Source organism: Paraburkholderia sp. BCC1885 (genome assembly GCF_900996235.1).
Lineage (GTDB): Bacteria > Pseudomonadota > Gammaproteobacteria > Burkholderiales > Burkholderiaceae > Paraburkholderia.
In genome coordinates, this window is the sequence record NZ_CAAJGM010000274.1 from 66047 (window position 1) to 78494 (window position 12448).

10 protein-coding genes are annotated in these 12448 nt (G+C 63.7%); 6 read left to right on the forward strand and 4 right to left on the reverse strand.

Features of this window, described 5'->3' with window-relative positions; all coding sequences use genetic code 11:
- Positions 1-104 precede the first annotated feature (104 nt).
- Both FQ755_RS35085 and recG read right to left on the reverse strand, forming a co-directional pair.
- Positions 105-1064: a LysR substrate-binding domain-containing protein gene (locus FQ755_RS35085; protein ID WP_144162465.1), complete on the reverse strand. Its 960-nt coding sequence runs from the start codon at positions 1062-1064 to the stop codon at positions 105-107.
- A gap of 162 nt (positions 1065-1226) precedes the next feature.
- Positions 1227-3542, reverse strand: a complete 2316-nt coding sequence (gene recG / locus FQ755_RS35090) for an ATP-dependent DNA helicase RecG (protein ID WP_144162468.1) — start codon at positions 3540-3542, stop codon at positions 1227-1229.
- A 213-nt stretch (positions 3543-3755) separates the two neighbouring features.
- Here recG and queA point away from each other — a divergent pair, with 213 nt between their 5' ends.
- The 5 genes from queA (at position 3756) to secF (ending at position 9927) form a co-directional block, all read left to right on the forward strand.
- Positions 3756-4805: a tRNA preQ1(34) S-adenosylmethionine ribosyltransferase-isomerase QueA gene (queA, locus tag FQ755_RS35095; protein ID WP_144162471.1), complete on the forward strand. Its 1050-nt coding sequence runs from the start codon at positions 3756-3758 to the stop codon at positions 4803-4805.
- A 240-nt stretch (positions 4806-5045) separates the two neighbouring features.
- Positions 5046-6281 (forward strand): tRNA guanosine(34) transglycosylase Tgt, encoded by a 1236-nt coding sequence (tgt, locus tag FQ755_RS35100; protein ID WP_144162474.1) that lies wholly within the window; start codon positions 5046-5048, stop codon positions 6279-6281.
- A gap of 162 nt (positions 6282-6443) precedes the next feature.
- Positions 6444-6767: a preprotein translocase subunit YajC gene (gene yajC, locus FQ755_RS35105; RefSeq protein ID WP_144162477.1), complete on the forward strand. Its 324-nt coding sequence runs from the start codon at positions 6444-6446 to the stop codon at positions 6765-6767.
- Between the two features lie 145 nt (positions 6768-6912).
- Positions 6913-8958 carry a protein translocase subunit SecD gene (gene secD, locus FQ755_RS35110; protein ID WP_144162480.1) on the forward strand — a complete coding sequence of 682 codons (2046 nt, stop codon included), beginning with the start codon at positions 6913-6915 and terminating at the stop codon, positions 8956-8958.
- Positions 8959-8976: 18 nt separating this feature from the next.
- Complete coding sequence (secF, locus tag FQ755_RS35115; protein WP_144162483.1) at positions 8977-9927, forward strand: protein translocase subunit SecF; 951 nt, start codon at positions 8977-8979, stop codon at positions 9925-9927.
- 204 nt (positions 9928-10131) lie between these two features.
- Here the strand turns inward: secF and FQ755_RS35125 are convergent, their stop codons facing one another.
- Positions 10132-10695 (reverse strand): YceI family protein, encoded by a 564-nt coding sequence (locus FQ755_RS35125; protein WP_144162486.1) that lies wholly within the window; start codon positions 10693-10695, stop codon positions 10132-10134.
- Between the two features lie 9 nt (positions 10696-10704).
- Positions 10705-11265, reverse strand: coding sequence for a cytochrome b (locus FQ755_RS35130; RefSeq protein ID WP_144162489.1), 561 nt, complete (start codon positions 11263-11265; stop codon positions 10705-10707).
- Positions 11266-11721: 456 nt separating this feature from the next.
- Between FQ755_RS35130 and FQ755_RS35135 the strand changes: the two genes are divergently transcribed.
- Positions 11722-12441 (forward strand): paraquat-inducible protein A, encoded by a 720-nt coding sequence (locus tag FQ755_RS35135; RefSeq protein WP_144162492.1) that lies wholly within the window; start codon positions 11722-11724, stop codon positions 12439-12441.
- Positions 12442-12448: the final 7 nt, after the last annotated feature.

A 12448-nucleotide genomic window follows, 5' to 3' on the forward strand; every position in this document is an offset into this window, starting at 1 on the left:
AATTGGCATTTGATTAATTTTATCTATTCGATAGGGGCCGAGGCTATCGGCCCTCGATACTGCCAGCCGGCGCGCAGGGGCGCCGGCCTTGCCAGGAAAGGCGCTCAGTTCACCGCGACGGGCAGATCGAGCTTGCTCACGCCCGGCAGGTCGCAGGCATTGATGGCGTCGCAGATGGCGTCGATAGCCGGCATGCGCGTGAAGCTCTTGCGCCAGGCCAGCACCACACGACGATCCGGCACCGGATCGTCGAAGGCGACATAGCTGAGCAGCCCGGCATCGATGCCGCCCGCATGCGCCTTCACTTCATGCACCGACATGCGCGGCAACACCGTGATGCCGACCCCGCTCGCCACCATATGACGAATCGTCTCGAGCGACGAGCCTTCGAACGTCTTCTGGATGCCGTCCGCATTCTGCGAGAAGCGCATCAGTTCGGGACAGACGCCCAGCACGTGATCGCGGAAGCAATGGCCGCTGCCGAGCAGCAGCATGGTTTCCTGCTTGAGATCGTCCGGATCGATTTTCGCGCGATGCTCCCACGCATGGCCGGACGGCAACGCCACGACAAACGGCTCATCGTAGAGCGGACGCAGCATCAGGCCGGTTTCGGGGAACGGCAGCGCCATGATGGCGACGTCGATTTCGCCCTGTTTCAGCAATTCGATCAGCTTGAGCGTGTAATTTTCCTGCAGCATCAGCGGCATCTGCGGCACGCGCTTGATCATCTGTTTGACCAGCGTCGGCAACAGATACGGCCCGATGGTGTAGATCACGCCAAGCCGCAGCGGCCCGACCAGCGGATCTTTGCCCTGCTTGGCGATTTCCTTGATGGCGAGCGTCTGCTCCAGCACCCGTTGCGCCTGGGTGACGATCTGTTCGCCGATTGGCGTGACGCTGACTTCGCTCGTGCCGCGCTCGAAAATCTGCACGTTCAGTTCGTCTTCGAGCTTTTTGATCGCCACCGACAGCGTCGGCTGGCTGACGAAGCACGCCTCGGCCGCGCGGCCGAAATGCCGCTCGCGAGCAACCGCGACGATATATTTCAATTCAGTGAGCGTCATTGGGGACCAATCAGTGCGGTGAATTCGATAGGTTTCTGTTATACACCTATGGGGCCAATTCGCCAACCTCCCTGCCGCAGGGAAGGCCCGCAAAGGTTACCGGGCGTCAATCCTCTTATCTGGACGCCCTGGCGATGGCCGCCGCCGATCCCGCCGCGCCGCTCAGGCCTTCAGATACTGTTCACGCGCACCCAGCCAGCGGGCCAGATGCTGGGTCACGACCTCCGGATGCGCCTCCAGCAGATGCGCCGCCGCCTCGCGCGCCGGCTCGATCAGCCAGCCGTCCTGCTCCAGATCGGCGAAGCGCAGCATGGCCGCGCCCGACTGCCGCGCGCCGAGAAACTCGCCGGGACCGCGGATCTCGAGATCACGGCGGGCGATTTCGAAGCCGTCGGTGGTTTCACGCATGGTCTGCAGGCGGGCGCGCGCCGTCATCGACAGCGGCCCGGTGTAAAGCAGCACGCAGACGGACGCCGCGCTGCCCCGCCCTACCCGGCCGCGTAACTGATGCAGCTGCGCGAGGCCGAAGCGCTCGGCGTGCTCGATCACCATGAGCGAGGCGTTCGGCACGTCGACCCCCACTTCGATCACCGTGGTCGCCACCAGCAACTGCACTTCGTTGCGGGTAAAGGCGTCCATCACTGCGGCTTTTTCGGCAGGCGCGAGCCGTCCATGCACCAGCCCGACCTTCAGTTCGGGCAAGGCGGCCACCAGCGTTTCGTAAGTCTCGACGGCGGTCTGCAGTTGCAGCGTCTCGCTTTCTTCGATCAGCGGACACACCCAGTAGACCTGGCGGCCCGTCAGCGCGGCCTCGCGCACCCGGCCGATCACCTCCTCGCGGCGCGCGTCGGCGACCAGTTTGGTGAGAATGGGGGTGCGGCCGGGCGGGAGTTCGTCGATGGTCGAGACGTCGAGATCCGCGTAATACGTCATCGCCAGCGTGCGGGGGATCGGCGTGGCGGACATCATTAGCTGATGCGGCTGAAAGTCGCTCGCGCCGTCCGCGGCGTTGTGCGCCTTGGCGCGCAGTGCGAGCCGCTGCGCCACCCCGAAACGGTGCTGTTCGTCGACGATCACGAGCCCAAGTCGCGCGAATTCCACCGCATCCTGAATGATCGCGTGCGTGCCGATCACGAGCTGCGCGGTGCCGAGCGCCGCTGCTTCGAGCGCCGCCCGCTTCTCTTTGGCCTTCAGACTGCCGGCCAGCCACGCGACACTCACGCCGAGCGGTTCCAGCCAGCCGCGCAGCTTGCGCGCGTGCTGCTCGGCGAGGATTTCTGTCGGCGCCATGAGGGCCGCCTGATAACCGGCGTCGATGGCCTGCGCAGCCGCCAGCGCGGCGACGATGGTCTTGCCGCTGCCGACGTCGCCCTGCAAGAGACGCTGCATCGGATGCGGCTGGGTCAGATCCAGCGCGATCTCGCCGCCCACGCGCTCCTGAGCGCGTGTCAGCGAAAACGGCAGCGCTTTCAGGAGGCGCGCCACCAGCGAGGCCGGATCGTCCGCGGTACGGCGCGGCATGCCCGGCGCCGCGCGGGTGCGACGCTCGTCGTGGGCACGTTTGAGCGACATCTGCTGCGCCAGCAACTCCTCGAACTTGATGCGCACCCAGGCAGGATGGGTGCCGTCCATCAGCGCGGTCTCGTCGCAATCGACGCCCGGGTGATGCAGCAGGCGCACAGCCTGCATCAGCGGCGGCACGCCGAGCGGCTCCAGATAAGCCTTGGCGACCGGCGCCGGCAGCAGCTCCGGCAATACCGTGCGCGACAGCGCGTTGTCGATCGCTTTGCGCAGATACGCCTGGCTCACGCCCGCCGTGCTCGGATAGACCGGCGTCAGCGCCTGCGGCAAGGGCGTATCGTCATCCACCACGCGCACGGCCGGATGCACCATCTCCATGCCGAAGAAACCGCCGCGGACGTCGCCGCGCACGCGCAACCGCGCGCCGATCGCCATCTGCTTGACCTGCGAGCCGTAGAAATTGAGGAAACGCAGCACCAGTTCATCGCCGGCGTCGTCGCGCAGTTTGACCAGCAATTGGCGGCGTGGGCGATAGGCGATCTCGTTGTCGAACACCACGCCCTCGGTCTGCGCGATGCCGCCCGGCAGCAGATGCGCAATCGGCGTGAGCGAAGTCTCGTCCTCGTAGCGCATCGGCAGATGCAGGACCAGGTTGATGTCGTTCGTCAGGCCGAGTTTGGCGAGTTTGTCGGCGGTTTTGGCAAGCGCCGGCGGGGCTTTGTCTGCGGCTTTTTTTGCAGCTTCGGCGGTGGTTTTGCCGGCCTTCGCGGCTTTCGGTGTGCTGGGCGAAGCGCCCGCGCCCGCGCCGCCCGCAGCCTCGGCCGGCCGCGCGCCTTTGGCCGCCTTGCCCGGGCCGGCATTGAGCAATTCACCCCCTTTGCCGCGCGCGGCGGGGCGCTTCGGCTCGGCGCTCACTTCGTCAGTAGCAGGGGGGAAACGGCGGTCGGACAAAGGCATGAGTTGCTTCGCAAGTACAATATCGGCTTTCAAAGGTTTCGCGGCCTCGCAGTGCGTCGGCTATGACCCGCTCCATGACCGGCCTACGACCCGCCATGTGGCGCCACTGCGGCGTCTCGCAATCATAGCCGCCCGCCGTGAGGCTTCGGGGCAATTCCGCCCGGCTTCGGCCCAAATCCGTTTCGTTTTACATCCTGTAGCCAGCCCGTTCGCATGTTCACGCTTTCCGATTTCGATTTCGATTTACCGCCCGAGTTGATCGCGCAAACCGCGCTGCCGGAACGCAGCGCGAGCCGCCTGCTCGAAGTGGACAGCCTCGCGACGCCCGCGCGCCTCATCGACCGCCGCTTCGCGGAACTGCCCAGTTGCATTACGCCGGGCGATCTGCTGGTATTCAACGATACCAAAGTCCTGAAGGCGCGCTTCCTCGGCCAAAAGGCCAGTGGCGGCAAGATCGAAGTGCTGGTAGAGCGGCTGACCAGCGCAAACACGGCGCTCGCGCAGATTCGCGCCAGCAAGAGCCCTGCGCCCGGCACCACGCTGCGTCTGGCGGACGCGTTCGACGTGACGGTGGGCGAGCGGGTCGAACCGTTCTACACGCTGCATTTCCCCGAAGACTGCCTGACGCTGATCGAACAATTCGGCCGTCTGCCGTTGCCGCCCTACATCGAGCACGACCCCGACGCCAACGACGAAACCCGCTACCAGACCGTGTTTGCGCAAAATCCGGGCGCGGTGGCCGCACCCACCGCCGGTCTGCACTTCGACGACGCCCTGCTGGCGCGTCTCGACCAGCGCGGCGTGGAGCGCGCGACCCTGACTCTGCACGTCGGCGCCGGCACCTTCCAGCCGGTGCGGGTGGAAAACCTCTCCGAGCACAAGATGCACAGCGAGTGGTATCAGTTGCCGCAAAACCTGGTGGATCGGATCGCCGAGACGAAAGCGCGCGGCAACCGCGTGATCGCCGTGGGCACGACCTCGATGCGCGCGCTCGAAGCGGCCGCGCGCGAGGCCGAAACCGCCGGCCGGCCGCTCGCCGCAACCGCCGCCGAGACGGACATCTTCATCACGCCGGGATACCGGTTCCGCGTGGTGGACCGGCTGGTGACGAACTTCCATCTGCCGAAATCGACGCTGCTGATGCTGGTTTCGGCGTTTGCGGGCATCGAGACAATCCGCGCCGCGTACCGGCATGCCATCGAGGAACGCTACCGCTTCTTCAGCTACGGCGACGCGATGCTGCTGACGCGCAACGACGGCTAAGGCGCGCCGCTGCGCCCGCCGCGACACTTTGCGCGCCGTGTCGCGTAATAAATGATAGAGCGCGGCACCGTTGCATCCCGTCCGCGCTCAGGGTAGTCTGCCGCACCTCGATTTTCTTTCGGCGCGTCTTTCTGCGCGCTTTGTTGTTCGTTCGTCGTTCTTTTTACCCAGCCGCCGCGACACGCGTGGCGGCGCTTAAGTTTTGCGCCGGACTGTTCTCCGGTTGCATAGGAGTCCCGCATGACCGACGGTCATACCCACGATACGGGCGCAGCCAGCGCCGCCCGCCCTGCTTGCCCCGATCACACCGGCAACAGCGTCGAACGTCCCGACAACGGCCTCAAATTCGACCTGCTTACCACCGACGGCCAGGCGCGCCGCGGCCGCCTGACGCTCAACCACGGCGTGGTCGAAACACCGATTTTCATGCCGGTGGGCACCTACGGCACCGTCAAGGCCGTCCAGCCGCGCGAGCTCGAAGAAATGCGCGCGCAGATCATTCTCGGCAACACTTTCCACCTGTGGCTGCGCCCCGGACTTGACACCATCGGCGCACACGGCGGCCTGCATCGCTTTATGGGCTGGAATAAGCCCATCCTGACGGATTCCGGCGGCTTTCAGGTGTTTTCGCTAGGCGATCTGCGCAAAATCACCGAAGATGGCGTCACCTTCGCTTCACCGATCAACGGCGACAAGCTGTTCCTGTCGCCCGAAGTATCGATGCAGATCCAGAAGGTGCTGAACTCGGACATCGTCATGCAGTTCGATGAATGCACGCCTTACGCCACCAATAACATCCCTACTTCGCACCAGGACGCCGCCGATTCGATGCGCATGTCGATGCGCTGGGCGCAGCGCTCCATCGACGAATTCAAGGGCCTCGGCAATCCGAACGCGCTGTTCGGTATCGTCCAGGGCGGCATGTTCGAAGACCTGCGCGACGAGTCGCTGGCCGGTCTGGCGGAAATGGATTTCCACGGCCTCGCGATTGGCGGCCTGTCGGTCGGCGAGCCGAAGGAAGACATGATGCGCGTGCTCAACCACATCGGTCCGAAGCTGCCGGCCCACAAGCCGCATTACCTGATGGGCGTGGGCACGCCCGAAGACCTGGTGGCGGGCGTGGCAGCCGGCGTCGACATGTTCGACTGCGTGATGCCGACCCGCAACGCCCGCAACGGCTGGCTTTTCACGCGCTTTGGCGACGTCAAGATCCGCAATGCGATCCATAAAAACTCATTGCGCCCGCTCGACGAAAGCTGCGGCTGTTACACCTGCCGAAATTTCAGCCGCGGTTATCTGCATCATCTGCATCGGGTCGGGGAAATTCTTGGCGCGCAGCTCAATACGATCCACAATTTGCATTACTACCTCGAACTGATGGGCGAAGTCCGCGCCTCCATCGAGGCCCACGAGTTCGAAGCCTTCCGCAAGCGCTTTCACGAGAACCGGGCGCGCGGCGTCGACCAGGGCGGATAAATCCGCCAACGCAAACACGCTACTTATTACAATTTCATTGCGACACGGCTCAAATGAGCTTTAACAGCTTGATCGTAAAGCCCATTTACGGCGGTGTCGTACCAAATGCCGGTGGTAGAATAATCGGCTGATTTTTTTGATCGTTATAACGGAGAGACCAACGTGTCGTTCATTTCAAGCGCCTTCGCTCAAGGCACAGGCGGTGCAGAATCGAGCCTGATGAGTTTCCTGCCGCTGATCCTGATGTTTGGCGTGCTGTACTTCATCATGATTCGCCCGCAAATGAAGCGCCAGAAGGAACATCGCAACATGCTCTCGGCCATGGCCAAGGGCGACGAAGTGGTCACGAATGGCGGCATCGTCGGCAAGGTGACCAAGGTTAGCGACGCGTATGTCGGCGTGGAAATCGCTGAAGGCACCGAAATCACCGTGCAAAAGGCATCGGTTACGACGATTCTTCCGAAAGGCACGATCAAGTCGCTGTAAGGCCTGCTCTCTCGCGTCCGGCGCGGCCTCGCGAAACTGAAGCCAGCATGCCTGCCATGACATCCATGCAAACAGGTACGCGGCGCTTCCCGCGCTCATCGCCGGACGCATCGCTTCCAAGCCAACCTTCCCGTTGGACCACTCCATGAATCGTTACCCCCTCTGGAAATATGTCGTGATGGTCGTGGCGCTTGCCATCGGCCTCATCTACACATTGCCCAATTTCTTCGGCGAAGCGCCAGCGGTACAGGTGCTGAGCGGCAAGGCAACGGTCAGGCTCGATTCGTCGACGCTATCGCAAATCGAAGCTGCACTGGCTGCCAATCAGATCACCGCTTCCGACGTGACGTTCGACAACTCGTCGACCAACGCGAACATTCGCGTGCGTCTGTCGGATACCGACACGCAATTGCGCGTGAAGGATCTGCTCTCGAAGACGCTGAACAGCGATCCGAACGACCCGAATTTCGTCGTCGCCCTGAACCTGCAAAGCGCCTCGCCGCACTGGCTGACCGCCCTGCACGCGCTGCCGATGTACCTCGGCCTCGACCTGCGCGGCGGCGTGCACTTCCTGCTGCAGGTGGACATGGCGGGCGCGCTGAACAAGAAGCTCGATTCCGACGCCTCCGACGCCCGCACCCTGCTGCGCGACAACAACATTCGCGACGGCGGCGTGAACCGCGTCAACCAGACCGTGGTCATCAATTTCGCGGACAAGGACACGGCGGACGCGGCGAACAAGCAGCTCTCACGCAACATCGGCGAACTGGTTTGGGCCACCCAAACGGCGCCTGACGGCAGCGTGCAACTGGTCGGCACGTTCACACCGGCCGTGCAGAGAACGGTGGAAGACGCGGCACTCAAGCAGAACATCACGACGCTGCATAACCGGGTCAACGAACTGGGCGTGGCCGAGCCGGTCATCCAGCAGCAAGGCGCCGACCGCATCGTGGTCGAACTGCCGGGCGTGCAGGATACGGCGAAGGCGAAGGACATCATCGGCCGCACGGCGACGCTCGAAGCGCGCCTCGCCGACCCGGTGAACCTTCATCCAAACCCCTCGGACCCGGTGCCGGCCGGTGACGAACTGTTCACCGAGGGCAACCAGGCGCCGGTCCTGTTGCGCAAGCAGGTGATCTTCACCGGCGACCGCATCATCGACGCCTCGGCAGGCTTCGACGAACATCAGCGCCCCTCGGTCAACATCCGTCTCGATTCGGCCGGCGGCCGGGCCGTGGCGAGCGTGTCGCGCGACAACATCGGCAAGCCGATGGCCATGGTTCTGTTCGAAAAGGGCAAGGGCCAGGTGCTGACCGTGGCGACGATCCAGTCGGAACTGGGCGACCGCTTCCAGATCACCGGCCAGCCGACCCCGCAAGCCGCCACCGACCTCGCGCTGCTGCTGCGCGCCGGTTCGCTGGCCGCGCCGATGGACATCATCGAAGAACGCACGATCGGCCCGAGCCTTGGCGCCGACAACATCAAGAAGGGCTTCCACTCGGTGATCTGGGGCTTTACCGCCATCGCCGTCTTCATGATTGCGTACTACATGCTGTTCGGCGTGATCTCGATGATCGGCCTGTCGGTCAACCTGTTGCTGCTGGTCGCGGTGCTGTCCATGCTGCAGGCCACGCTGACCTTGCCGGGCATCGCCGCTATCGCGCTGGCGCTCGGTATGGCAATCGACGCCAACGTGCTGATCAACGAGCGGGTGCGCGAAGAACTGCGGCACGGCGCGCCGGCGCAACTGGCCATCCAGAACGGCTACGCGCATGCATGGGCGACGATTCTCGACTCGAACGTGACGACGCTGATCGCCGGTCTCGCGCTGCTCGCGTTCGGCTCGGGTCCGGTGCGCGGCTTCGCAATCGTGCACTGTATCGGCATCCTGACCTCGATGTTCTCCGCAGTGTTCTTCTCGCGCGGTCTCGTGAACCTCTGGTACGGCGGCAAGAAGAAGCTGAAGTCGCTGGCAATCGGCCAGGTCTGGCGGCCGGCAGCGGTTGAAGGTGCCGGCGCTGCCGCGTATCTCGGCAGCGAAGACACGGCCACCGACACGGCTCGCGCCATCACCGCGGCAATCGCCAAGCCGAAGGCAGGCGCTCAGGCGCGCGCCGCCGCCGGCAAGCCGACGGTGCGCCGTCGCAATGCCCCCGGCAACACGCCGCAGAAACCGGGTTCATCCCGCTGAGCCCCGGAGAACAAGACCATGGAATTTTTCCGCATTCGCAAAGATTTGCCGCTCATGCAGCGCGCGTTGCTGTTCAACGCGATCTCGCTGCTGACGTTTATCGCTGCCGTGTTTTTCCTGCTGCATCGCGGGCTGCATCTGTCGGTGGAGTTCACCGGCGGTACGGTCATCGAAGTGCAGTATCCGACCACCGTGCCGCTCGAACCGGTGCGCGGCACGCTCGCCAAGCTCGGCTATCCGGACGCTCAGGTGCAGAACTTCGGCACTTCGCGTGATGTGCTGATCCGTTTGCCGGTCAAGGCCGGCCTCACCTCCGCCCAGCAGAGCGATCAGGTGATGGGCGCACTGAAGGGCGAAGACGCTCAGGTGCAGTTGCAGCGCGTCGAGTTCGTCGGCCCGCAGGTCGGCAAGGAACTCGTCACCAACGGCCTGCTTGCGCTCGCCTGCGTGGTGGCCGGCATCGTCATCTACCTGTCGTTCCGCTTCGAATGGAAGTACGCGGTGGCCGGCGTGATCGCCAACCTGCACGACGTGGTGATCATTCTCGGCTTCTTCGCCTTCTTCCAGTGGGAATTCTCGCTCTCGGTGCTGGCCGCCGTGCTGGCGGTGCTCGGCTACTCGGTGAACGAATCCGTGGTTATCTTCGACCGGATTCGCGAGACCTTCCGCCGCGAACGCAAGATGACGGTGATCGAAGTCATCAACCACGCCATTACCAGCACGATGTCGCGGACCATCATCACCCACGGCTGTACGCAGATGATGGTGCTGTCGATGTTCCTGTTCGGCGGTCCGACTCTGCACTACTTCGCGTTGGCGCTGACGGTGGGTATTCTGTTCGGTATCTATTCGTCGGTGTTCGTTGCGGCGGCGCTGGCGATGTGGCTCGGCGTGAAGCGCGACGACCTGATCAAGGAAAAGAAGGAACGCCACGACCCAAGCGACCCGAACGCGGGCGCACAGGTCTAGGTTTCAAGGCAGTCACGCCCGCAGCCCACGTGCGGCAGGCGCAAAAAAAGGCCGGTTCCTCGGGAGAACCGGCCTTTTTCGTTTACCGCCGCGCGACTAGCCTGGCCGCGCCGCCAGCCACTCACTGCCTGATGCCTTCCGCCTGAATATTCAGTTTGGTCTCCATACTGAAACCATACTTCGTGCTGAAGTCCAAGCCGCTCCTTATTTACGCGCTGCAACGATGTGAAAGCGGATCACGACGTCGTCCGCCACCACCGACGTATCTTTCCATTCGCCGGTGCCGATATCGAACTGCAGGCGCTTGATCGGCAGCACGCCGTCGAAGGCCTGAACGCCCGCCTGCTGTGTCACCGTCACCGGCACCACCACGGTTTGAGATTTGCCCTTGATGGTCAGCCTGCCAGTCACGTTAAAGCGGTTGCCGCCCGCCAGCGCGATCGCGCTCGATACGAAAGTGGCCTGCGGGTAAGTCTTCGCGTCGAACCAGTCCTTGCCGCGCACCTGGTCGTTGTAGCTTTCGTCGCCGAGATCGTAGCTGCCCACGTCGACGCTGAACTGGGCGCTGCCGTCGGCGGGCCTCGCCGGGTCGAAACTGATCTGCGCGCTGAACTTGCTGAACTTGCCTTCCACCGGCACGTTCATCTGCTTCGAGGTCGCGGTCAGGGTGCTCCTGGCAACATCGACCTGGGCCAGTGCGCTGCCTGCCGCGCTCAGCGACGCGGCGGCGAAGGCCGCCAGCATGTAGCGATAAAACGAAACTCTCATAGGTGTCCTTTATTTGATGAAAGGGAGCATGCGCGACAGCAAGCCGTCACGGTCCAGCCATTGATGCTTGAGCGCCGCGGCCACATGCAGCACGAACAGCGCAAGCAGCGTGTAGTTGAGCGTGATGTGGATGTTTTTCAGCAGCACCTTGAGCACCGGGTCCGGCGCAATCAGACGCGGCAGCGGCACGAGACCCAGATACACCACTTGCACATTGGCGGCGGAGCTATACAGATAACCGGACACCGGAATCGCGATCATCAGCACGTAGAGCAGGAAATGCGTCAGATGCGCCGCCGTGCGTTGCCACGCGGCCATGCGGCGCGGCAACGCCGGTGTGTCGTGGCTGGCGCGCCAGAGAATGCGCAGCACCGATAGCCCAAACACCGTCACGCCGATCCATTTATGCCAGGAGAAGTAGCGCAGCTTGGCAGGCGTGAAGCCGGGGATGTCGGTCATCACCCAGCCAAGCGCGAAGCCGCATACGATCAGCAGCGCGATCAGCCAGTGAAATGCAATGGCCGTTCGCGTGTAAGAATCGCGTGCGCCGAAGGTGGGTTTGATTGCCATGAAAGGTCAACGCAAGCTGAGAGGTTAGCGGCGCAGGCGGATGACAAGCCGGTCCGAAACTGAGCGGCCATCGCGCATGCGAATTGCGTAGCGTCGCCGTGCAGCAGGCACAGGACTCGCCGGAAGGGCCGGAATCGCCGGCCAGCCACGGCTGCCGTAACGCACGTCAAGGCCGCCATGCTACCCCAAGCCGAAAAAGCAGGCAGGCATAGTTCGGCGCAGCGCCGGCGCGTTGAAATATCCCGCAACAAAGCAATTGAACAATTGGGGACCGAGGATGTCCCATATCTGTCGGATTTCTTAAGGAAGCTGTACGCTTACCTGACGGACACCTCACGCTGACCCAAGCACGCATGGTGGGACGCCTTTGGTACTATTGCTCAAGGCTTGTCGCCCGTCCCTACCGTGCACGCCTGCGTTGCACGCCCCCGCTCACGTCGTTTTGCCCTTAGCCGTATGGAACATGACAACCTGATCGCGTGCCACGAGTGCGATACCCTTTTCCAGAAGCCGCGCCTGCTCGGCAGCCGCACCGTCGCGCGCTGCCCGCGCTGCGGCGCCACGCTGTATCGCAGCGCCTCGCGGCGGCTGGACGGCATCAGCGCCATGACGCTGGCGGCATTGTTTACTTTTTTGATTGCCCAGGCCTATCCGATCGTCGAACTCGACGCTAATGGCATCACCTCGCAGACCACGCTGTTCGGCGCGCTCGTCGCGCTGTGGAACGAGGACATGCAGATCGTCGCGGTGATGGTGTTCTGCGCCACCATCCTGTTCCCGTTGACCGAACTGGTCGCGCTGCTCTACGTGCTGATCCCGATCCGCTCGGGCTATGTGCCGGCCGGCTTTAACCAGGTGCTGCGGGCCATCCAGTTCGTGCGGCCGTGGGGGATGATCGAAGTGTTCATGCTCGGCGTGCTGATCACCATTGTGAAGATGGTGAGCCTCGCGCGCGTGATTCCCGAGGCGGCGCTGTTCGCCTTCGGCGCGCTGACCTTGATGTTCGCGGTGGTGGTGATGTTCGACCCGCGCACCTTGTGGGACATCGCCGACGAGCTGAGCGCCCGGCGCGCCAGGCCCCTGCCGCGCACCTCGGCCGACAGCGCCGCCGCCGCGGTTGCCGCCAACCTCACGGCGAGCCCGTCGGGTCAGCCCTCGGCGCCGCACCAGGGATGAGCGCGCG